The sequence below is a fragment of the Vibrio sp. 10N.247.310.98 genome, assembly GCF_041467395.1.
GTDB lineage: Bacteria > Pseudomonadota > Gammaproteobacteria > Enterobacterales > Vibrionaceae > Vibrio > Vibrio crassostreae_C.
In genome coordinates, this window is the sequence record NZ_JBFSUL010000005.1 from 38,202 (window position 1) to 59,361 (window position 21,160).

Annotated in this window: 22 protein-coding genes; 14 read left to right on the forward strand and 8 right to left on the reverse strand. The window is 45.3% G+C overall.

Translation table 11 applies throughout. The features are described from left to right. The first annotated feature begins 2,269 nt into the window (after positions 1–2,269). The 8 genes from AB6E78_RS03470 to AB6E78_RS03505 all read left to right on the forward strand — a co-directional run bounded on the left by AB6E78_RS03470 (position 2,270) and on the right by AB6E78_RS03505 (position 11,815). Entirely contained in the window at positions 2,270–3,079 is an 810-nt protein-coding gene (locus tag AB6E78_RS03470) for a hypothetical protein (RefSeq protein WP_136987112.1), read from the forward strand. 11 nt (positions 3,080–3,090) lie between these two features. Beyond that, positions 3,091–3,885: a hypothetical protein gene (locus AB6E78_RS03475; RefSeq protein WP_136987113.1), complete on the forward strand. Its 795-nt coding sequence runs from the start codon at positions 3,091–3,093 to the stop codon at positions 3,883–3,885. Continuing rightward, complete coding sequence (mobH, locus tag AB6E78_RS03480) at positions 3,885–6,302, forward strand: MobH family relaxase (RefSeq protein ID WP_372129340.1); 2,418 nt, start codon at positions 3,885–3,887, stop codon at positions 6,300–6,302. Before AB6E78_RS03475 ends, mobH begins: the two co-directional genes overlap by 1 nt. Then, a complete protein-coding gene (gene traD / locus AB6E78_RS03485; protein ID WP_162299038.1) occupies positions 6,295–8,208 on the forward strand; it encodes a conjugative transfer system coupling protein TraD in 1,914 nt (637 codons plus the stop codon). Before mobH ends, traD begins: the two co-directional genes overlap by 8 nt. Before the next feature lie 9 nt (positions 8,209–8,217). Beyond that, on the forward strand, positions 8,218–8,844 hold the full coding sequence (locus AB6E78_RS03490) for a hypothetical protein (protein ID WP_086715022.1): 627 nt from the start codon (positions 8,218–8,220) through the stop codon (positions 8,842–8,844). Continuing rightward, on the forward strand, positions 8,834–9,517 hold the full coding sequence (locus AB6E78_RS03495; protein WP_081230206.1) for a DUF4400 domain-containing protein: 684 nt from the start codon (positions 8,834–8,836) through the stop codon (positions 9,515–9,517). The genes AB6E78_RS03490 and AB6E78_RS03495 overlap by 11 nt, the downstream gene beginning before the upstream one ends. A gap of 394 nt (positions 9,518–9,911) precedes the next feature. Then, complete coding sequence (locus AB6E78_RS03500; protein ID WP_372153735.1) at positions 9,912–10,505, forward strand: S49 family peptidase; 594 nt, start codon at positions 9,912–9,914, stop codon at positions 10,503–10,505. Positions 10,506–11,137: 632 nt separating this feature from the next. After that, entirely contained in the window at positions 11,138–11,815 is a 678-nt protein-coding gene (locus tag AB6E78_RS03505) for a hypothetical protein (protein WP_154723884.1), read from the forward strand. 64 nt (positions 11,816–11,879) lie between these two features. On the opposite strand, the gene AB6E78_RS03510 is transcribed toward AB6E78_RS03505, so the two are convergent. After that, complete coding sequence (locus AB6E78_RS03510) at positions 11,880–12,389, reverse strand: hypothetical protein (RefSeq protein WP_136987118.1); 510 nt, start codon at positions 12,387–12,389, stop codon at positions 11,880–11,882. A 65-nt stretch (positions 12,390–12,454) separates the two neighbouring features. Next, positions 12,455–12,943: a DUF4262 domain-containing protein gene (locus tag AB6E78_RS03515; protein WP_162299039.1), complete on the reverse strand. Its 489-nt coding sequence runs from the start codon at positions 12,941–12,943 to the stop codon at positions 12,455–12,457. 768 nt (positions 12,944–13,711) lie between these two features. Between AB6E78_RS03515 and AB6E78_RS03520 the strand changes: the two genes are divergently transcribed. Further along, the gene (locus AB6E78_RS03520; protein WP_102305682.1) at positions 13,712–14,014 is read left to right on the forward strand and encodes a hypothetical protein; all 303 of its coding nucleotides are present in this window, start codon (positions 13,712–13,714) and stop codon (positions 14,012–14,014) included. Between the two features lie 92 nt (positions 14,015–14,106). Here the strand turns inward: AB6E78_RS03520 and AB6E78_RS03525 are convergent, their stop codons facing one another. The 4 genes from AB6E78_RS03525 to AB6E78_RS03540 all read right to left on the reverse strand — a co-directional run bounded on the left by AB6E78_RS03525 (position 14,107) and on the right by AB6E78_RS03540 (position 15,930). Then, positions 14,107–14,766 (reverse strand): hypothetical protein, encoded by a 660-nt coding sequence (locus AB6E78_RS03525; RefSeq protein ID WP_231903955.1) that lies wholly within the window; start codon positions 14,764–14,766, stop codon positions 14,107–14,109. Continuing rightward, a complete protein-coding gene (locus AB6E78_RS03530) occupies positions 14,763–15,248 on the reverse strand; it encodes a hypothetical protein (RefSeq protein ID WP_136987137.1) in 486 nt (161 codons plus the stop codon). Before AB6E78_RS03530 ends, AB6E78_RS03525 begins: the two co-directional genes overlap by 4 nt. A 14-nt stretch (positions 15,249–15,262) precedes the next feature. Then, entirely contained in the window at positions 15,263–15,478 is a 216-nt protein-coding gene (locus AB6E78_RS03535) for a hypothetical protein (RefSeq protein ID WP_136987138.1), read from the reverse strand. Positions 15,479–15,561: 83 nt separating this feature from the next. Beyond that, positions 15,562–15,930 (reverse strand): hypothetical protein, encoded by a 369-nt coding sequence (locus AB6E78_RS03540; protein ID WP_136987139.1) that lies wholly within the window; start codon positions 15,928–15,930, stop codon positions 15,562–15,564. Positions 15,931–16,235: 305 nt separating this feature from the next. Between AB6E78_RS03540 and AB6E78_RS03545 the strand changes: the two genes are divergently transcribed. From AB6E78_RS03545 to AB6E78_RS03565, 5 genes are all read left to right on the forward strand, one after another. Then, on the forward strand, positions 16,236–16,580 hold the full coding sequence (locus AB6E78_RS03545) for a DUF3085 domain-containing protein (RefSeq protein WP_136987140.1): 345 nt from the start codon (positions 16,236–16,238) through the stop codon (positions 16,578–16,580). Positions 16,581–17,005: 425 nt separating this feature from the next. Further along, positions 17,006–18,832: a DNA cytosine methyltransferase gene (locus tag AB6E78_RS03550; protein ID WP_372129341.1), complete on the forward strand. Its 1,827-nt coding sequence runs from the start codon at positions 17,006–17,008 to the stop codon at positions 18,830–18,832. 98 nt (positions 18,833–18,930) lie between these two features. Continuing rightward, entirely contained in the window at positions 18,931–19,260 is a 330-nt protein-coding gene (locus AB6E78_RS03555; RefSeq protein WP_372050541.1) for a hypothetical protein, read from the forward strand. Positions 19,261–19,344: 84 nt separating this feature from the next. Beyond that, a complete protein-coding gene (locus AB6E78_RS03560; protein ID WP_154723879.1) occupies positions 19,345–19,740 on the forward strand; it encodes a hypothetical protein in 396 nt (131 codons plus the stop codon). Positions 19,741–19,756: 16 nt separating this feature from the next. Next, positions 19,757–20,044 (forward strand): hypothetical protein, encoded by a 288-nt coding sequence (locus AB6E78_RS03565; protein WP_154723878.1) that lies wholly within the window; start codon positions 19,757–19,759, stop codon positions 20,042–20,044. 294 nt (positions 20,045–20,338) lie between these two features. Here AB6E78_RS03565 and AB6E78_RS03570 read toward each other — a convergent pair whose 3' ends face one another. Beyond that, entirely contained in the window at positions 20,339–20,800 is a 462-nt protein-coding gene (locus AB6E78_RS03570) for a hypothetical protein (RefSeq protein ID WP_154723877.1), read from the reverse strand. A 1-nt stretch (position 20,801) separates the two neighbouring features. Next, positions 20,802–21,044: a hypothetical protein gene (locus AB6E78_RS03575; protein WP_102305692.1), complete on the reverse strand. Its 243-nt coding sequence runs from the start codon at positions 21,042–21,044 to the stop codon at positions 20,802–20,804. Positions 21,045–21,160: the final 116 nt, after the last annotated feature.

Genomic DNA, 21,160 nt, shown 5'->3' on the forward strand with positions numbered 1-21,160 from the left:
ACTGCCCGAGCATCAATCATCGACCGTGACATCCCATGAATATGATTCGACCCTGCCCGAGAGTGAATCAATGACCACTGGCTAACCGTAAAGAGTCTAACCAAGACATTGAAATGGAATCCTGAGCGGTACAGCCCTTCTTAAAAACAAAAAAATAAATATAAATATCCAAAAATCATCTCAAGCCGAACGGTACTACCCAAGATTGAGTCGTTGCCCGAGACGGTTCAATTTCTCGGGGTGACAATGAATATGAATTAATTACTAAACAATCTAGAAAATGGTGTTCAAGCCAATTGTCTTTGACGGATTCTCAACTCACGATGACCAGCGGATTCTCGGTTAAAAGACCGGCGCTGGTGCCGCGTCATGCCATCACGTGTCAGTGCGAGACATGCGGGATTAATTCCCACGCCAGAGCGAGCGCCTGGGTACTAGTCATCGGCCGGTTCCAAGGCAGGGAGCTGGTGGCAGGTCATAACGTCCAGTGTCGGTCAGAGATATTGAACTTGGATATTAGTTACCAGCGAGCCCCGGTCCGTGCATTCATCTCCAGCAGGTAATCGGGTGATAAACCGACGCTGGTGCTGCGTCATAACATCCCGTGTCAGTGCGAGACATGGGGAAATGATACTTACGCCGGAGCGAGCGCCTGGGTACTGGTCATCCGCCGAGTCCCATCGCCCGGTTCCCAGCCGAGGAGCCGGTGCCGGGTCATAACATCCCGTGTCGGTCAGAGATATTGAGCTTGGTATTAACAATCCGTCGTACCAAGTTGATTCAATAGGCTTGAGATTTGGTCGAGCTTTAAGTCATTCGTGTTGATTTTGATTAGTTTGAATAGCCCGACTGTTTTAGGCCCTAAGCTAATTGGCGCCGCACTGCCCGAGCAAAAGGTCCGTTCGTTCACCAAAGCCTATGAGTGTTCATCTCCCAGTGCCAGTGCGAGACATGGGGTATTAATACCCACGCCGGAGCGAGCTCCGGGGTAATGGCCAGTCGCCGGGTCCCAGCCGAGGAGCTGGTGCCGGGTTTACTGCATTCAGTGTCGAGCAATGACATTGAGTTTCAGTTTTTTTTATCAGCGAGCCCCGGAGATACTTGTGACCAGCAGGTTCTCGGGTGAAAGACCGACGCTGGTGCCGCGTCACATCATCCCGTGTCACTGCAAGACATGGGAATCGTTACCTACGCCGAGCAAGAACCTGGGTACTGGTCATCCGCCAGGGTCAACTGAAGACCGGCGCTGGTGCTGCGTCACATCATCCCGTGTCAGGCAATGACATTGAATTTCAGTTTTTGCTACTAGCATCGCCTGGTGACCAGCAGGTTCTCGGGTGAAAAACCGACGCTCTTGCCTGATCAGAATACCGACAGTCAGGCTAAAATGTTGGGGTTGTGCTTAAGATGGAAGTTTACTTACCGACCATTAATTTCTATTTGAGCTTACTGAATACATACTGACAATTCTTAAGCCACGGACACCATTGCTAGTCATTGCCTGATTAAAAAGCCTAAGAGTACATTCGGCCCAGAAATGTTCATCTCCCAGTGCCTGTCCAAGAGGTAGATAACGTCGAGGTCCTGATGACCAGCAGAAAACTGAGCGCTGGTGGCTGGCTCGCAACTGAAATGTCATTCAAAGATGTGGGAATCGAAATCTACGCCGGAGCGAACACCAGGGCGCTGGCCAGCCGAGGAGCTGGTGCCAGGTTTATTGCATTCAGTGTCAGGCAATGACATTGAGTTTGATAATTTTCATACCAGCGAGGCCCAGGTGATACTCGTGACCAGCAGGTTCTCGGGTGATAAACCGGCGCTGGTGCCGGGACACATCATCCCGTGTCAGTGCAAGACATGGGAATCGACATCTGCGCCGGAAGAAATTCTTGGGTGCTGGTCATCCGCCGGTTCCCAGCCGAGGAGCTGGTGGAAAGTCATTAGTTCCAATGTCATTCAGAGAAATTGAGTTGAGCGACTGCACGAGCTCGAATCGTTGGTCACCAGCTGAATTCCACGAACGCTGGTCATGTCTAGTCCCCCTTCCCTGTCATAGCGAGACAAAGTGTTAGGCTGAACAAATTCAAATTCGTGGATACGACTTTCATGATTGAACCATTGTTCATACCAACGTAAACACCCGCAGACCTGCCCTATTCGGAAAGCAATTCTGAAATCTATTAGCGAAAATTCGTCCCTTATTTGAAAAAACGTCGATTTATTTCATGCAGTATCAACCAATACCCCATTTGGGAAGGAGACAGGGTTTATGCATGAACAGGCGGATGTCCTTGACGTTCAAACAGACGAACTTGATGTTCTTACTGAGGACATTGAGGCTGATGTTCAGGTTAAAAAAGACGATATCCATGCAGATTTAAAATTGGGTTTGATCACCAAGAACCTAAAACGTAATGCAATGGAACTGAAGGCGGTCTATGCCGAAGCCGGTGAACTTATAGCCGAAATGGAAGACTTGGCTGACAAGTATTACCGAAAACCTCAGCTCGAACAGAACCATGTAATTATCAAAGACAATTCTTACAACCGTAGAAGCACGTTCGCCAATACAGGCCATGTACTGATTGGGACTAAGTATTACACCAAAGACAGAGACGGTTGGGAGATGGTGATGTGTTTTGAACTTCGAATGCGTGACATGAGCCGCTTAAACAAAACAACAAAAAAGAAGGCGTATCACTTTGATCCCGATAAGAAGATTCCGAATTCAGAGAAATACTATGAAATTCCTAAGTTCGCGACGAAGTACGAGAACAAGTCAGAGAACAAGATTCCCTACAAAGTGCTGACCCACCCTTTTTCCAAATCACAATGTAAAAAATACATGAGGGATTGGGAATTAAAGCTGTTCCTAGCATTTAAGAAAATCATCAGTCCACCCACACGACGTTACCTCGGATTAAGGGAGCGCTATAAAACGCTTCGAGAGGAACGACGCGTATTACTCAGCATTTTCATTGCAGATAGAGGGCTCCCACTAAGCAGGGAATACAACCGAAAAATAGGCGAGCTAGAAAAGGTCATCGCTGACCATTACCCAGAACTCATCAATCTCTAAGGAGAATCACCATGGCTGAATTTAAGCAAATGCGACGCCACATCCCCGTTTCAATCGTGTGTCGAAGCGAGACAATGTACCGCTACTTAGGTCAAAAAGGCGGTCAATTGGTTGGCGCAACACAACGAATTGCGACGCTGTACGAGTCCACCGAAGACAACGATGAAAACCGTGATGCGGTAGTGTCTATCTTTGAAACCAACTTTGAACATTTGGAAGAAGGTCAAGGTGAGTTTGCAAGACAGGCTGATGCAGTGAAGCGTAAATACCGCAAACAAAATCGCAATGTACCTTTTCCTGAAATCGAAGTACCAGATAACCACAAAGTCGTCATCGATGTGACCCACCCTGTCTTCCAACGTGTGTTGCAGGTCATTCGAAAGTTCGACAACTCGATGGCGGTCATGGAAGTACTTTGGATGGTAGGCGATGTCGACGAAGAACGTTACAAGTACGCGAAAATCAAACTCGCTTCTACGATGTCGCGCTTCTCTAACGACGTGTTCCGTATTACCAACCAACTTCGCTCGCTAGACACTGGTCGCGGCACAACACACCAACGCGTTAATCAACAAATCAATCAAAAGTTGAAACCAGTAGAGGTGGTTGAAGAGGTCACCGATGAGCAGCCAGATAACGTGTCGGCTCCATTGAATGAAGCTGAAACTGAGCAAGAAGCAGAACCGGTGGATATTCATGCTGGTGGCGCTGAGATATTAGGCGAAGACGAAGACCCACTGAGTGCGGAAGAAATTCAAACCGTAATAACTCAAAAATCCGATGAGTCACTACAGGAATCAGCTTAATGCGAATGTTTGATGGCGTCAGATCAAAATTAACTCAAAGTGCAATTATCGTAAAAGAGAAATTGCGCTTGAAAACTGGTGAGCTGCATGAGGAGTTCGCCAGTGAAACTATTTTGAAGCAGCAGCAGGAGATCACACGCTTGCAGAAAGAAGTCGCAAGCATGATCAAATACCCGCCGACGCCAGATGGTGTCCCTGTCTTAACGGAGGGGGACATTTTATTCGCTTATAGAGGCATTATTAAGGAAACCTTCCTTGCCGTAGGCATGCTCGAAGGTACAGATAAAAACCTGACGCCATGCTTTATGAACACGTACATGCACGCGATCCGTTCTGTGATTTCATTTTTCCACCTACTGCCTGCTAGTGAGTACCATCATCACAATGAAGTTGGCGGCCTACTTCGTCATTCATTAGATGTTGCCTTAATGACCTTAAGAATGTCGAAGGGCTCTCGGCCTTTGGCTATCGGATTCCAAGATGAGGAGATGCTACGAGAACCGCGATGGCGCTTTGCCGCATGGTTAACAGGTTTGTTGCATGATGCAGGGAAAGTCATTTCTGACATGAGGGTTTCGGGGAAAGAGCTGGATACTACCTGGAACCCACAAATTGAAACCATTTACGAATTCAGTGAAAGATACGGTATTGACCGCTACACCGTTAGCTGGAATCCACGCCGTGCTAATCATTACCATGAGAAGCTGTCAGTGCTGTTATTAGACAGAGTTCTGAGTGACACAGCAAAGCGCTGGTTATATCAATCTAACGATAACCTTTCAGGACCAATCATTGACGCGCTGCAGAATTATGCCCGTAAGGAAGGGTATATCGAGAAACCATTGCGCCGTGCCGATGCGCTCAGTGCCGAACGAGATCGTAGAACCCAATTCCACAAACTCATCGGACAGCGTAAAGCCGGTAAGAGTCACGGCATTATCTCGGCCATCCGTGATTTACGAAAAAACCGTTGGAACAAAGTCAATGAAATCGGTGCTCGCATGTATGTCATTGATGGGGAGGTATATCTCGATTACCGAAATGGCGTGCAAGACATCATCAGCCACATGAACGCCAATTCTAGCAACTCGGGTCACCTAGCCAGAATTGAATCCAACATTGGTATCGTGATTCAGGAGATGGAAGAGCTAGGTATTGTGGAGCCGATGCACGAAGAGTCAGACTTTGTGAGGCTCACATTTACAGCGAAGCAAGGGAAGATGCGACAAGTTGATATCGTTCGTATCAGTTATCCAGATTTGGTCTTCGAAGGTGAATTACGCCCACCTAACCTTAAAGACTGTTACATCGAATTTTCTAGCATGGGCGAACGCTTAACAATCGACGCCAAAGGCAGCTTGGATTATACCGAGCCAAAAGATAACCCATTTCAGACCCTTTATAACTTGGACCCAGAGCAAGGCTCCCAAGTGAATCGTAATAAGGCTCGTTCGTTGAATTTGCCGGGGCTACCAAAACCACCTGAAGAACTCATGCAAGCTGCTGAAAATCAATCACCGACAACGACCCCGCAGCAGATCAATGCACCAGCACCGGCCAACACGAGCAACGATGGGAAGCCAGCAACAGCGACACCTGCTCAAAACAACGTACCTGCGCAGAAACCAGCACCCAAACCACAAGCAACGAAAACGCCAGCAACGAAAACGCCAGCAACGAAAAAAGCAGCGACTAAGACGAACACCACAAAGGCAAACTCACCGTCAAAGACAAGGGGGCCAACAATCGTGTTCGAAAATGAAACAAATCAGTCGGTGGAAGAAAACAATGCGGCACCTAGTGTATGGGATGGCATGAACATCAACGCAGCTGACGACAAACCGGTTCAGGCACCGTCGTCCAAACCTCTAGCCACCGCAGCTAAAGGGCGTAAGTCCCAAACACAGAAAGCACCGCAAAGAGCTTCCGCTTTAAAAAATGTGTCTGATAAAGACCTAAGAACCTTGTGTTATGTGATGGCATGGGCGCTATCCAATGGTAGGACCGATGGTGATTCCATTGTCAGCTACAGCTCAAGAAATGCGATCTACGCGCACAAAACGTGGGTTCTTTGTCTTGTAGAGATGACCAACATGGAAATGAATACAATGGCCTTTTTTGACCGCTTCGGAGATGACATAGAGCCAGGGAAAGTATTGGGCATTGACGCGACAGAGCACATCAAGTTGGACAGCAGTTGCGTCAAAGCCTTCGCAGAGCTGTTCGGTGTGGGCGAAAAGCTGTTCTTAGATCAAATTAAAAATTTCAATGACTATGGTAGGCCGGAGCGTATGGATAACCTCGATTTCTTTGCAGGAAAGCTCACCATTAACAGCGAGCAAGAGAAGTTAATTTTAGATTCAAACCTCGCCAAAGAATTGAACTTAATTGCTAATGGAGTCGCTTCTGATGTTTAAGTCAAAGACAAAACCCCTGTATGACGATATTCAAGACTACTTCCGTGAAGTGTTTGAGATACAACAAGCTCGCGCATGGCTGGCTTCGGGTGCTTTTTTCAGTGTCGCTGGTGGATATCAAGCATTGTACAACCTATTCACTGAGACACCGGCTCCCGATACGGTGATGCTGACAGGCCTAGGTATGGCCACCAGCTTTGTCATGGCCGCAAAACGATCTTCTGAAGCATGGCCAATTCTAAAGATGCAAGCTCGATTGTGTTCAAACAAACTGGATATAGAGTCTTTGGAAGACACTCGAAAGAAGGCAGAAAAATACAAAGACCGCATGTACTTAGGGACCGGCTTTAATTGGGGGCCTGAGCACGCCATCAATATGTATAAAATCAACGCCCTCCCTTCTGCACGCCGCGACCAAAAAGTGCCTTTATATTTAAGGAAGTTTATCCCCTATAACCCTGATCTGAACGAAGCATTAGGTGGGGAGCCATTCCTCATGGCCTTGGGCAACGAGAAAGCTGTGACTGTGCATTATGATGTAGGCCGCGCACACACAATCATCTACGGCGTTCCGGGCTCTGGCAAAACAACGTTGTTAAAGTTAATCGCATTAAACAAACTGTGGTCAAAGCGAAAATGCTTGCTCATCATCATCGACCCAAAAAATACGCCGGAAATGCGAAATGGGTTGAAAGCAGAGATGGTTCGTCAGGGTAAAGGGGACCAGTTCTACTATTTTGCCCCCGCACGGCCATCAGAGTCTGTCGTTGTTGATTGCCTAGCCAACTATAACCGAACATCGGAACTGGCAACCCGTGTCGTTGAATGTATTCCAACGGGCGGCTCTTCTGGGGAAGTATTTAAACAATTCTGTTGGGAACGTGTAAACCAAATTACTCAGGCAGCGGAATACATCGGTGAACGACTCACACTTCGTACCCTTCATTACTACCTGCGTGAAGGTCTAGTTCGTCTGGTAGAGAAAACGTGTGAAACGTACTTCAGTCAAGAAATAGGTGTGGACTGGAAAGCCCAAATGAACGGTCGCATCAAGGCCATGGGCTCGCAAGACTGGCTTGAAAATATGATCATGTATTATTCCGATGTCATGGCCAAAGACAAACCTTGCTCTCAACTTTCAGGGATCATTGACGCCTTCCATAAAAAGTCATCTGAAGTGAGCACCAAAACTGGCTCATTGAATGCAATTCTGGAACAACTTTGTTCGGCGCCTCTAGATACTTTGTTGTCCCCTGATTTAAATAATTTGTCGGACAACCAACCGAACGTCGTCAATTTACGCGAGTTATCAAACACAGGTGGAGTGCTGTACTGCGCCACAGACGGTTTAACAGACCCAGTGATTTCAGGCACCTTATCGAAGCTTGTGTCGGCAGCTGCAGCGGCATCGTCAGCTGAACGTTATAACTTTGGTACAGGAGAAGAGCCAGAGGTTTGCTTTATGGTTGATGAAGCCCATAACGCGCTTAATGATCCAATCCTGAATTTACTCGCCGTCGGTCGTCAATCCAAATACGAACTGTACTTAAGTACCCAGTCCATGCCCGACATCGTAGAAAAAACCTCGCAAGCGACCGCCGATAGGATAACCGAGCTGTGTGCCAATACCATCGCCATGCGATGTGAAGGCAAAGTAACTCGTGAATATGTATCAGAAAAGATGGGGGCTGCCGATCTAAGAAAGCATCAAAAGATGATTTCAAACAGCGCCTCAACACAAGATTCCGTCTCTTCATTCAATTCAGGTTCTGGTGTACGTGAGTCATCAGAAGAGCGCAGTTTATTTCCACCGTTCATGGTATCGGCCTTACCCAATTTGCAAGCTATATGCAGCTTCTCAAATGGAAATAAAACCCTACTCCGCCTGCCTGTAGAGCCACGTTAAGGAAATATTATGAAAGTATCGACCAAATTCAAAAAAATTACTGCCAGCGTTTATCTGAATCGAACGATCGATAAAGAGTTGAGCGAGCGATTGAATTATCAAGCGTTTATTTGGCCGTCTCTTGGTGAGGTTCAAATGCGAGTAGTGAGGTTATTCGGTGACGTTGTGCCAGCTTCTTTCAATGAAGGAGAAGAAGAACTCTTACTTGACGTGGTATTGCGAGAGATGGCCGATACATGGGATGAGCATTATGAAACACACGGCAAGGAAGTCGCCTTCAAGCACATCTTTTTGAAAGTGTTTGACCGAACCTCAGAACTGTTCAAAGTCATGGTCACATCAGAAGACACAAAGGCAGGCTGCGACCTAATCTGGGACCCGATTCGCTGTTCATTTTCAGACTTTGCTACGTCCAGCCGCGTATGTTGCATGGAAGTCATTGACAGAAAACTAACCTCAGAGAGCGAGAAACATTGTCGCCAACTGAGCCTGTTACTGCTCCCTCAACTCTTCGGTCGTCCTGAACTCAATACAATGGGTATCGCACCCTACGCCTTCGAAGATCCTCGCTCGGTGAATTTGTTAGACCTGTTACTCAAACCTGAAAAGATATTGGAGGCTGCTCATGGCGCATGATACCCAATCTTTTATCGACGAAGGTAACAAAGCCCTACTCGGTGATGGTGTCTCGATACTAAACCCGTGGGTAAGGCTGGGGTTTATGATCTGGTTCTTTTCTTTGTTGTATTGCTGGTTTGGTATGTCAGCGGAGCAATTTAGAGCCGACGTCATCGATGAGGTGTCCATTGTTCAGTCGACAATGACCGAAGAGCAATCAGAAATAGTGTTCGACCGTGTAAACGGTCAATACCAGACGACGATGGTCGATACGGGCATCTCCAATGTCATTGATAGATTTTATATCAAACCTGAAAAAACAAATGGGTCCGGGGTCTTTATTGCAGGCATATCAGAGCGGCTGGTGGATAACACAAAGATGTGGTGGTATCGCAGCATACTTCGACTGAACGTACTCATGGAATGGCTTCTTTTAGGCGGGGTGCTTATCTTCGCGTTCATGAGTGATTCTTACTACGAATATCGTAAGCGAATCTACGCCTTTACACAGCACAACGTGAAAATAGCGGCAATGGCCTTTCGCATGATATTCATCATTCTCTTTTCACTATGGGTCTTCCTTGTTGTCCCCATCATTGATGGCGGATTCTGGCGATATTTACCCCTATTTTTCATTGGTTTATGCATCCTATTAACCACCACGATCATGCGTGAATTCCAACGCTTTTAAACAGACATAGGTAATCAATAACATGCGGATATTTAAAAAGAAGAATCAAGAACCAAAGTCATTGAGAGAAAACCTCAAAGAGTTTACGCAGCGATACCGGTCTATTCACAACCTAAATCGGATTAAGGTTGGTTTCATTGTTTTTGGTGTGTTGTTCGCGGTCGGTCAAACCATATACCGAAGTCACTATTTCAACATGCCGGTTCCGCACATAGCGCTCATACAACTGGAGGGAGCGGTAGAAAGAGGCAGCCCTACCGCTGACGGCACCATACTTTCAGAAAGCATCAGGAAAGCAATGAAAGACCCTCTCGCGCACGCGATTTTAATCGAAGCCAATTCACCTGGTGGGAGTCCCGTGCAGGCAGAGATTTTACATCGCACCTTAATGTCCATGAGAGAAACGACAAATAAGCCGGTCTATTTTTCGATAGGAGAAATGTGTGCTTCTGCGTGTTTATACATCAGCTCTTCCGCTGACAAGGTGTATGCACATAGAAATTCATTGATTGGCAGTGTCGGGGTACGAATGGATACATGGGGGTTCGACAAACTCATTGAACAAGTTCAAGTTCAAAGACGAACGTACACGGCGGGTAGAAACAAAGCGCTTTTGGACCCATTTTTACCTGAAAACCCAGAAGCAACAAAGCACATTGAGACGCATGTCCTCCAGCCGCTGTTCGAAGAATTTAAAGATGCCTTGATTGAAGGTAGAGGCGAGAAATTGATGACGGATAACCCGGACATCTTTACCGGTTACATCTGGACCGGGGCTGAAGCTGTCGATATAGGCTTTGCAGACGAAGTGAAAACGCATTTCGAGATCCGTGAAGGACTAAGAGATGAATACCAAGTCACGGACATACAGAACTACACCAAAGCTAAATTCAGCATGATGAAGATTCTGAGCTCGGACTTTTGGGCAGAAGTTCTGGTTAAAACCGCCATCAAGCTGCGTGCAGATACCGAGCTGGAATTGAAATAGACGTCATGCTGGTTAAGAGCTGGCACTTGTCAGGGAAAGTGACATCAGGATTGCTTCTGTGATGTCACTCTCCCTGAATATCAAGTGAAATGGATGACATGATTGCGAAGAGCGTGCTTTCAATGTCGTTCAAAGACAATATTCACGCAGGTGGTGGAGTGATGGCAAAGGAGCCTACCCCTTTATGCGATAACATAAAATGTTATTGTTGAGTAATATTTGAGCAGGGTAACTGAAGTATCTTCATATACTGGATGCGTTTCAGTTCGTGGAGTACCAACAAGCACGTAATCGAAGGGTGTGATGTATGTTGTGTTTCTTTTATTCGCAATGGCAAATGCTACAAAGATTGATCTTGTGCCAATAAATGTGACCGGATTCAAAACAACGAATGATTTGAGTCAATGAAATCATCAACTTGTCTAGAGCAATTGCTTAAGCCATTGATATCTCTATAAACAAAAGCATTCACTCGTTAGATAGCTGCAAGCCCTTTCATTACACGGGATTGTGCATATAATCCGGTAAGACGTTTATTAAAGATGCCTATTTGCCAATAGCAGATCCCTTAATTACTATATTCAAAACTATTAGAAAATTATCACTCCAATCTTATTGCAGTTAGGTGGCTTATGAGTAACAAAAAACAGGGACGTGACAACAAAGCAAGCACTGATGAACTCAATTTGACGCATCTGCTTCCTACACCTAACGGTAATGATGTTCGCGACGAAGTAAATGCGATTTTCCACAAAATGTCATGTTCTGAGCATGAAACCAATAAATTTGACGCTGAATGCTGCAAGAAGGTAGCGGATAAATTGACGCACCTCTATGCGTCAAGAGGGATCATTAGCGGTGACTTAACTGAGCATCATAAGCAAATCGTGGATTTTTCTCCTGAAGTGGAGCTGCAGCGCTATTTAGAAGGCCAAGCAGAAGATGAGCTTTTATGTAGCGCTCAGTGCCAATCATCAAACCACCAGCCGAATGCCTCACCGCCTGAGTACCCAATTGACACACTCAATGATCGGATTCTTGCGATTGTTGCAGAAGGTAAATACCTAGAAAGTCGCATGAAAGAACTCGGCGCAAAGGGTGGTGGTATTAGTACGATGAAGCGTTCGATTAAATACAAGTTACCCGATTGGGTTCTTAAGCATTGTGATGTGATTAGCGAGATCCACTTCAAGGCACTCCATAGACTGGATTACAATGTCAGTCGACAAGAGACAGAATCTTTCTTGGAAGCGTGTTCGCAGTTAAGAGCAGGGTTCTTTTGCGTAGACGATAACCGAGATGAGCAATAACCATGAGCTGATGAGACTGTTCATCGTCAGCGCATGTAAATACCCATCCCCTATCTTCGTTAATCTAAGAGCGCGTTAACTCACTCAGGTCGTATTCAAAGTTCAGAGCCGAGTGGTGTAGGACACTGGCCGTTGTCTCTGCGCGAAGACTGGCCACAAATAAAGTTACGTTGTGTGCAACTTCTGCTTTATTCTCGACATTATAAGACCGTGATGTTCTCTTCCGCTTCGACGTCCTTACTCCAAATTCATCAGATGTAAACTCAGTCCAAGATACGTCGAATACTGGGTATGGCTTTCCTCTACTGACTCGTTGTGTTTCTCTCACTGACACTTGGCACCCATACTTAAGCTTCTTTACCCATCGTGGGTACGCGAGAATTAATGCAGCTCGCATGTCGCCATAAATATACGCGAGTTGCGCTTTAACGTATGTTTCTGCACTGGCTTTAGGGGATTGATAACGAGAGGTAGAGAAATACTCACTGTCAGTGGCCTTTTCAGACCAAACAGTCGGGATCTGAATAAAGTAAGATCCCGCCCGTTTACTGCATGGAAATACATAGCTATTCATGGGTTGAAATTGTCCATCCTTGGTCAAATAACAGTCGTAATATGGAGAAATGGATGTTCTTCTATCTAGTTGTATAAGTTTTCGATCTGTTGCACATCAAAGAAGATGCTTTGATACTTTTTCCATTTTGAGTCGACGTGCTCTTGCCACGGAAAGCGGCCATTTGGGTCGGGTAAAACCAGTTGAAACATCGGAATTTGCTTGTCGGTCATGTCCAGCGTGGTTTCAGCAACGGTGAACGTACCATCATGCATATGCTCTTGAGATACTTTAACCAATGCAACCGGCACATTGAATACCTCTTCAACATAAGTGATAGGTTCATCTAACTCAATCACGCGTTCTTTGATGTGTTGAGCAAAATGGTTTCCGAAGAAGTGCATTTGTTCTGGACTTAAGCCGGTAATGGCGATCTCGAATGCGTTATCTGTACTGACCGACACGCCAACGGAGTACACATACTCTTCACCCTTTGGGCTTGCCGTCATAATGAACGTTGCCTCACCGTCTTTTAATGATGCTACAACTGAATCCATAACATTTAAACGTTCCATAATCATCTCTCTCATTGTGGGGATGGGAGTATTATGTAAGTCCGTTTCTTCGTATCCCCCCGATAGTTGAATCGTCCGATAGTTCAAAAGGGTTCAGTGGGTAAACGGGGGGTAAAATAGAAACCCGTTCAAGTCAAAAAGCCATGAAACATGACTCATTAGATTTCACCGTTGCACAATTTACTTGAATGAAGATTCCAAATGAAAATGTAATAAAGTCTCCATTATGAGAATCAATCCAAAACATACCAAATTTTGTTGAAGAATTCAGGGGATCTTGGTAAACAGATATTAATGCAATTGAGTGCATTATCATTTGCCACTTAGCAAGGCGTTAATAATTGATAGAATGGTTTTGTTTCGAGTTAACGGAAACTTTAATGGTTTAGTATATTGTTACCTTTATTCAAAATTTTATACTAAGTCTTAAAATTCTTTCCGTTAATTGACATATTGTACCACACTCATCTGCATACTGTTTTACATGGACGGACACTGTACGACAGTAGCAACAAGTCCAAAAACTAAAAAATGCTATAATTTGATAACAAAAATAATAATAAGAGCACTCACATTTTTATAGCGAATGTGGTTGTTTTAAAGCCTTGTTTTACCGAAGGTTTTAAGAAAAGAAAAAACTAACTACGTCAAACGTTGCAAACAGTAGATATATCAAAAGTAAAGGAGTGTACGTCTACGCATTTCCTAAACATTTATAGCCATTCGAAAGTTTGGTTTAACTAAAGATAAGAATACTAAGTTAATATTATGCAACTACATCATACGCACGAGTTAAACACCACATCGAATCCATTTGAAACATTTGATGAAAACATCATTATGTTTTTGGAACATTATCAGATCCTCGATTTCAGTTTTGAGTCGTTGAAATCCTTTTTGAAAGCAGAGTATTGTGCGGCAAAGAAAACCGCTTCTTTAAACTTAACGTATCAAGAATGGGCGTCAAAGAACGACGAATATGTGTCGACCGTTTCTTCTTACTTCATTTATAAAAATTGGTTAATGAAATACGCGCCAACGGAATCTAACCAATTGGTCACGCTGCATTAACTGAACGCGTAAAAGCCCAAACATCTCACCGATATTTGGGCTTTTTCTTTGCCTGTCCCTACCCGATTTCATGTCATATACATGGTTTCTTTCTAACCCTCCGGTGATTCCATATTAAAACAGACCTTTCTTTGTTTTCTTGAAATGACATCGATCTGCTGAATGACGACGCTGGCCGGAAGCGCAGGTTTTCCCCCTACATACTCAAGATGCTGTAACTTCAAAAGCAATTGAATTAAAAATGCCTTGCATAACAGTTCAGATATCTCTTCGACACACACCGTTAAGTGGTCCAAAGGGCTCGATTTATCGAGGTGATCAAAGTATTCATTTTCGATGAACGACAGGGTGACAGCCCCAGAACCCACACAAGGTTCATATAACGATATTGCCCCACTATCTTCATTCATACCTGCGCGATTCAAGCCAGCTAAGAGCTTTGCCAGCGCGATTGGTGTTGGGAAAAAATCGTTGGTGTGCGCCAAGCTGGAGTATTTGGATAACAAGTCCCCAAGAACATCCGTCTCGCCTTCTTCTATGGCCAACTTGCATATCAAGTGCGTCATCAGCTGACAATCCTTCTGGATATCAGGGACGGACAACTGTTCAATAACCGTCTCGCTCGGTGGGTACATCTCGGTATGTAAGAAACACCAATAGTCGATGAACATATCGAGAAATGAATGGGTCCCAAATTGATACCGCATACTTTCAATGACATTATTCAATTGGTTCTTCAGATCCTTACTCATGCGGTTCTCTCCCAATATTTCATCGTATTTGGGTCAACGCACAGCGCCATGTCTAGCCACTCTCCAAGCGCATCATCGCAATAAAAACGAAAACTGAATGCACAAGACTGCTGCTCTAAGTTGCCACGAATGTCGGTAAACCCTTCACTCGACACCGACACCTTGAGGTGTCTGGAATCTTCAGAGAAACTAAGTTGGTACTTATCCATATACGCTAACAGTGCAAACGGATCATCGAACTGGCCATGTATCGCGAAGAACCTCCCTTGTGTCTCGACTAACTGTTGAGTCATTCGCTTCACAGCTTCAAGGTTATCGATAGGGATGACACGACCGTTGTCCAACGACACGTTGTGATTGATGACAAACCGAGGTGGCTTGCCATCGATGCTCATGTAAATTGCACGACTTCGGTAGCTCTGTTTGGACAATGAGGTACGCAAGACCCCATGACTAATGCTGCTAAACAAAATAATGCTCATAAATCACCTCGGCTTTATTCGGGCTCATACCCGTATTCGTCGAGACACAGACCACCAGCGTCATTGAGCCTCACTGAAACACCTTGAATGCCAGTGTTGTAAACAATGGATTCCTCTGTACTCCCGTTCGCCAATGACTGGTCGATGAATTCCTTAAGCTCACCGAGCGTTAATAGATCTTGGGTCTGTGGAGTCGCGTCGATATCTTGCATTTGAATTGTGTCTGTCATGGTCATCACCTTAGTGTTGGTTGTGATACTGGATGTGGAATGAAACGAATTGGCAGTGAACAAGCGGTTAAACGTACCCGCAGTTACCAATCGAAAGTCTCAAACAAAGGGATTTGATTGGCGTCTCGGTCGAATTCAATTAAGCCGATGTGGTTGGACGTTGCCCAAGCCATGATTTGATTAAATGTGTCACTCATACCATCCATCGTATTGAGGGTTAGACCTTCACTGCTCATTGAGTCATCGGGGTCAGCGGCTTGCAGCTTAATAAAGTAGCCATACTCTCGCTCTAGAACGTGTGTGTGGGTGTTACTGTGTTGTTGAACCAAAACGCTCAAGCGTTCGGAGTCATCTTTCGTAAGATGGCTAGTCGATAATGCCAGTGAGAGATAGAGTTCCATGCTGCTTGTTTCAGCGAACTTTTGGATATCGGTTTGGATAGAGTTAATCATCGTCAATCTCCAAGTGATGTGGGTACATAAGGTATGGCCCATCATAGGGAGAGCTGAATGCCACTCCCCCCGAACTGGCTGGCAGGGCAATCATGACAATGGATAGTGAATGAAACGGGGGAGAGATAATTAACGAAGTTGATTTAATGGCAATACGAATGAATAAGGCTATTTATGGTGCCAACTGTTTCCCCACATAATTTCTGCTCGGTTCATTTCTCCCCCCGTTTCCGCCTGGTGCTGATTTGCTCCCCCCAATTTGCTCGCGTAGTTTGATAGGACATCCACAAAAAAAGGGACTCATTATGGGAATCGCAATCTTTACTCGTCAGCAAGTGGAAGAACTTGTCCAATTCTGTAAGAAGCACAATAAAACCCAGTTTTTCCTTGCCAAAGACCAAGGCTTGTACATTGGTCAAACCGTTGGCAGTCAAAAAAACAATGACTTTGAGAACAACATTCAATATGCCAACGGGTGTGATCCTAAGTTGGATGATGATGAGTGGTGGGATAATTCAAGGGACATCGCAGGTGGCGACGATTTTGGCGAACACCTCCCTTTAGGCACGATTGAGAAGACCTTAGCTGACAACTCTTGGAAGAATCTTAAAGTGAAAATCACTGAAACCGAACTGACGTTCATCGTCTAGTAAAGAGTGGCAGTGTTGAAGTATTTTGACATACGGCGTTGTGAGCACAGCGATTGATTTATTTATAGTGGGGTCGCACTACCCGCACATGCGTTCCCACTATAAATATCGCTTTTTCACGATCGATTAGAACTCAGGGCTGCGTTCAGGATTTGCAATGTGACCCCTACCTCTTGCCTCCCGCAAAACCGCCTACGGCCATAGCCAGTTGACAGTACGGCTTTAAGAATGAGTACACCACACTGAGTAGTGCAGATACTGAACTATGACCCTCACCTCCCCCCTAAAATCGCACAAGCCATTATCCAATCCCCAGCGAACAAAGAAATGGGGGGATAGCTCACTATGGCGAGCTAAATTATTCATTCAGCAGCTGACTGTGCTCAATATCAGCCGAATAATAATGTCCAACTAGGAGGTCAACCATGGGAACCCTAATGAACAACAACCAGATAACAAAAAGTATGGGTAAAGCCTTTGGGTTATTAAAGGGAGAAGTGGTACTTGATTCATTTGCGGGAGGCGGAGGTGCCAGTACCGGTATCGAACAAGCGTTAGAGTGCTCAGTCGACATCGCGATTAATCACAATTTGGACGCGATCAACATGCACAAAATGAACCATCCCAACGCGCAGCATTACTGTGAAAACATCTGGGATGTTGACCCTGAAGAAGCCTTACTTCGCAGTGGAGGTGATTCTATCGGATTGGCTTGGTGGTCACCCGATTGCACCCATTTCTCGATTGCGAAAGGAGGTACGCCCGTCAAGCAAGCAATACGTGGGTTAGCTTGGGTTGTCATCAAGTGGGCGCTACGGGTCCCAATTCGCGTTAATTTTCTTGAGAACGTTAAAGAATTCAGCACTTGGGGTCCCTTATTACAAGATGAGCACGGCGGCTGGCGACCAGATCCTGATCGTAAGGGAGAGACATTCAGAGATTTCACCAAAGCGCTGACGGTAGGGTTATCCCCTCGTGACCCGTCGTGGAAAGAATGCGTACTTGCTTGTGGGATTCAATACGACATTAAGCAGAAGCTCAAACTGTTCAAAGGGCTCCAGTACGATGTTGATTTCCGTGAACTAGTGGCAAGTGACTACGGCGTACCAACGATTAGAAAGCGTTTGTTTATGGTCATGAGAAATGACGGACAACCGATTGAATGGCCAGAAGTCAGTCACGGTGATCCAGCAATCAATAATCAATTAGCCCCACAAAAGGTTGCTGCCGACGTGATTGATTGGACTATCCCTGTAAAATCCATATTCAATCGTAAAAAGCCATTGGTAGAGAAAACCATGGCTCGTATCGCCAAGGGGTTACAAAAATTCGTTTTTGATTCTGATGCGCCTTATATCGTCGAGCACAAAAACCAACGACCATTCATTACCGAACACGCCAATGCGAGCAGTCAACGCAATATGCCAATCGATGAGCCGTTAAGAACCATTTGCGCTCAGGTGAAAGGGGGGCATTTTGCTGTTGTGTCAGCAGATTTAGAGCAAGCATTCCCCAATGAGCAAAATAATGACTCGCCATCGGTCAAGGACAACAACCAAGAGTTGTTAGCGTTCATGGCCAAACTTTTTTCAGGATGTTCTGGTGCCGATATCAATGATCCGTTAGCGACGATCACAGGCGTCGACCACAACGCATTAGTGACAGCGAACGTCGAAAAATCGATTATTCCCACCTATGAAGAATGGATTCAATCTACTGAAAGATGGGGAGGGACACGCGCTGAATATGAACGCCTGTTTGGTCAAGACGTGGACACAGTTACTACCAGTCACGTTATTAAGATGAGAGGCACCAATCTTGGGCATACAGTGAGTGAACCGGCTCATACAGTGAGCGCTGGTGGCAATCACTTAGGGATCGTCAACAGCTTTCTCATTAAGTATTTTGGTTCTAATTTCGGCACTGACATCACTACGCCAGTTCACACGTTAACCACCAAAGAGCGCTTTGGGCTCGTTGTCGTGCGGGGCGAAGTGATGGTTAAGATGCACGGTGCTATCTATCGAGTGATCGATATCGGTATGAGAATGCTAGAGCCCCATGAACTCTTCTTGGCTCAAGGCTTTCCAAAAGACTATCAATTTCAATTTGACCAAAATGGAAAGAAAATCAGCAAAGCCAAACAGGTCGCACGCTGTGGTAATTCTGTTTGTCCTCCCGTGGCAAAAGCATTGGTTTCGGCCAATATCAAGCACATACCGATGAACTACGCTTTACCAATAGCCGCTTAATACCGTCGTCTCCAGTACCCATGAACTAGCGGCCTAGTTGGTCGCTAGTCACCGAAAGCCAAAACAATGTAACACCATCACGGACATACGGAGTTCACATGGCAACACAGCTTCAATGCGAAATCAAAATCTCGACAAGCTTAATGGCCGTTTCAGTGGTATCTGTCCACTACGATAACAATCAATTTCTCGGACTCATCGATCAAGACGGAGATATTTTGGGTATGCCATTCAACAGCCGACCTTACAAGCCAGTCAATCCATACAGTGAATCACATAGCAAACCACGTATCGGTGAGCCCTACATCGGTTACGCCGCCAAGCAACGTTACGATGGCACCTACGATATCCTATCCGAGCCCAAACCCGTTTCAAGATCCTGGGAGGACATCGAGGATGCACAAGTCACCGAACTTTACTGCAAATAAAGGCAGGAATCTCTGCGGCTAATTGAAATTTCACCGAGCCCTTCTTGTTATAAATGGATATCGTCAGAAATTGGAGACATCACAATGCTAAAGAAAATTACGAGCTTTACCCTAAAATCAGTGCTCGCGTTCTCTGTAACGATAATCCTCGTATCATTCGGTCAATTAGGTCAACTCATGGCGAGTAAAACCCACCTTGAAATGTCAGTCATTGAAAATTGGATCACCTCTCACCCAGCTGATATCGTGCTGGTGGCCGAGTATCGAGAGAATTGCTTAAATCATGGCAAACAGGTTACCAGAGATAACCTCGAACAATCCTTAGCAGCGGCCAAACTAGAAGATTTCCTTGTCACCAAAGAGCGCTGTGCGAAATCGATGGGTTTAGAAGAGCTGCATAACAACATTGAAGTCGCCGTCCAACAAATCGAGTCGTATGCTTGGCCATTGTCATTGCTGGACGACTCACTAACGAACTAGCGATAAGGAACTTGCCATGTTACATACACAAACAAGCCCAACTGCGGCACAACTAAAACATATCATTGCAAAAGCCGAACAAGACAAAGCGTATCGATTAAAAACGGCAGCGTTTAAAGAGTGGCAGCACAAACTCCACCCAAATGACCAACTCCCCCGAGGTGCCTTCTTTAAGAACAAACGTGCGGGAAAGCCCATCGTTATCATGGACGAATTTCATAGGTACTTTGAAAGACCAGCACATCCATTCCCGTATGACCCAACAGCCGCTCTCAGTACCACAAACCAAACACAGAACGCTTAAACCTAAGCCACATTGGGAACACGAGCGCGAATACTATTCAGATGATAGAGGAAAGGTATGACAACTTCACTTGAAGCAATGCAAAGAAACGGTGTTGTCATGGAAAGACAGTGAGGGAACGTAATCAAGCGGAAATAGCAGGTCAAAATATGCACAGTTTATGCAATTGGATTTCTTACACACCGAATTGGTTAAAAAATACACGGGGTTATACCCCCAAATCCTCTGAATGACAATCAAATGAATGAATATAGTTGCATAATAATTCACTCTAAAAAGCCCTGTCACCAACAATCAACCTAGAAAATATTGTCGATACGCCGTCGAGCGTCGGAACCACATCATCTCTACGCCAACAAAGCGACTCAGTTCACCATAAGCCTGTTTCATTTCACTCATCAAATCTGATGTTATTTCAAAGAGTTTGTAATAGATAACTTCATACTTTCGCTCGTTAAGTTTAGCCAATACTTGATAGGTAGGGTCTACATAGTCGCCATCAGCCAGTTTGAGCCAGCAGTGTTCTATCGGTAGCCAAGTGCCGCCACAATTCACCATCGCAACCCCGTAAACCACACAGTCTGCATTCAGTAAATTCAAAGCCAGAGCGCTGTTGTCATAGCAAAACGACGGAATTGTTACTTGCTCTATGACGGCCAATTTGTCATTAGGAAGGTCAGTCACCGTGACCCCCTCCATGTGGTCAGGATTAACGCAGATCATTTTCGCCATTTCTGGACTCGCTTGAATACTCATACTATGCCCACCACGGTTTGTTGCAGGCCCAAACAATGGTTGCTCCCGCTTCATATTTGCATTGCTCTGCAAAGTCATGAGCCTCTTCTGAATGGCCAAAGCTTTCATCGGTATCAATACCGAACACATCTGCCGCATGACCGTTCAGTCTTACGCCGAAGCCTGTGAACTGATTGGCTTTATCAAGGACTTCATAAATCGTTGCTGTGTTTTCTTCTGTATTCGTTGCTGTATTAATTGACATGATATGAACCTGTTATTGGTTGAGGACAGGTTCATTATGCGTAATGAAATATGCCTTCCCCCCAGAACGAGACGATGGCCAGCAATTTAGGGTTTCAGAGGCATTTACAGGGGGAG

Excerpts from the sequence above, each read along its gene's own strand:
- AB6E78_RS03510 (WP_136987118.1), bottom strand. The coding sequence starts at position 12,389 with ATGAATAGCTATGTATTTCCATGCAGTAAACGGGCGGGATCTTACTTT.
- AB6E78_RS03560 (WP_154723879.1), top strand. The coding sequence starts at position 19,345 with ATGCTAAAGAAAATTACGAGCTTTACCCTAAAATCAGTGCTCGCGTTC.
- AB6E78_RS03555 (WP_372050541.1), top strand. The coding sequence starts at position 18,931 with ATGGCAACACAGCTTCAATGCGAAATCAAAATCTCGACAAGCTTAATG.
- AB6E78_RS03550 (WP_372129341.1), top strand. The coding sequence starts at position 17,006 with ATGGGAACCCTAATGAACAACAACCAGATAACAAAAAGTATGGGTAAA.
- AB6E78_RS03500 (WP_372153735.1), top strand. The coding sequence starts at position 9,912 with ATGAGAGAAACGACAAATAAGCCGGTCTATTTTTCGATAGGAGAAATG.
- traD (WP_162299038.1), top strand. The coding sequence starts at position 6,295 with ATGTTTAAGTCAAAGACAAAACCCCTGTATGACGATATTCAAGACTAC.
- AB6E78_RS03490 (WP_086715022.1), top strand. The coding sequence starts at position 8,218 with ATGAAAGTATCGACCAAATTCAAAAAAATTACTGCCAGCGTTTATCTG.
- AB6E78_RS03505 (WP_154723884.1), top strand. The coding sequence starts at position 11,138 with ATGAGTAACAAAAAACAGGGACGTGACAACAAAGCAAGCACTGATGAA.
- mobH (WP_372129340.1), top strand. The coding sequence starts at position 3,885 with ATGCGAATGTTTGATGGCGTCAGATCAAAATTAACTCAAAGTGCAATT.
- AB6E78_RS03540 (WP_136987139.1), bottom strand. The coding sequence starts at position 15,930 with ATGATTAACTCTATCCAAACCGATATCCAAAAGTTCGCTGAAACAAGC.
- AB6E78_RS03525 (WP_231903955.1), bottom strand. The coding sequence starts at position 14,766 with ATGAGTAAGGATCTGAAGAACCAATTGAATAATGTCATTGAAAGTATG.
- AB6E78_RS03565 (WP_154723878.1), top strand. The coding sequence starts at position 19,757 with ATGTTACATACACAAACAAGCCCAACTGCGGCACAACTAAAACATATC.
- AB6E78_RS03530 (WP_136987137.1), bottom strand. The coding sequence starts at position 15,248 with ATGAGCATTATTTTGTTTAGCAGCATTAGTCATGGGGTCTTGCGTACC.
- AB6E78_RS03545 (WP_136987140.1), top strand. The coding sequence starts at position 16,236 with ATGGGAATCGCAATCTTTACTCGTCAGCAAGTGGAAGAACTTGTCCAA.
- AB6E78_RS03570 (WP_154723877.1), bottom strand. The coding sequence starts at position 20,800 with ATGAGTATTCAAGCGAGTCCAGAAATGGCGAAAATGATCTGCGTTAAT.
- AB6E78_RS03475 (WP_136987113.1), top strand. The coding sequence starts at position 3,091 with ATGGCTGAATTTAAGCAAATGCGACGCCACATCCCCGTTTCAATCGTG.
- AB6E78_RS03470 (WP_136987112.1), top strand. The coding sequence starts at position 2,270 with ATGCATGAACAGGCGGATGTCCTTGACGTTCAAACAGACGAACTTGAT.
- AB6E78_RS03575 (WP_102305692.1), bottom strand. The coding sequence starts at position 21,044 with ATGTCAATTAATACAGCAACGAATACAGAAGAAAACACAGCAACGATT.
- AB6E78_RS03495 (WP_081230206.1), top strand. The coding sequence starts at position 8,834 with ATGGCGCATGATACCCAATCTTTTATCGACGAAGGTAACAAAGCCCTA.
- AB6E78_RS03520 (WP_102305682.1), top strand. The coding sequence starts at position 13,712 with ATGCAACTACATCATACGCACGAGTTAAACACCACATCGAATCCATTT.
- AB6E78_RS03515 (WP_162299039.1), bottom strand. The coding sequence starts at position 12,943 with ATGGAACGTTTAAATGTTATGGATTCAGTTGTAGCATCATTAAAAGAC.
- AB6E78_RS03535 (WP_136987138.1), bottom strand. The coding sequence starts at position 15,478 with ATGACAGACACAATTCAAATGCAAGATATCGACGCGACTCCACAGACC.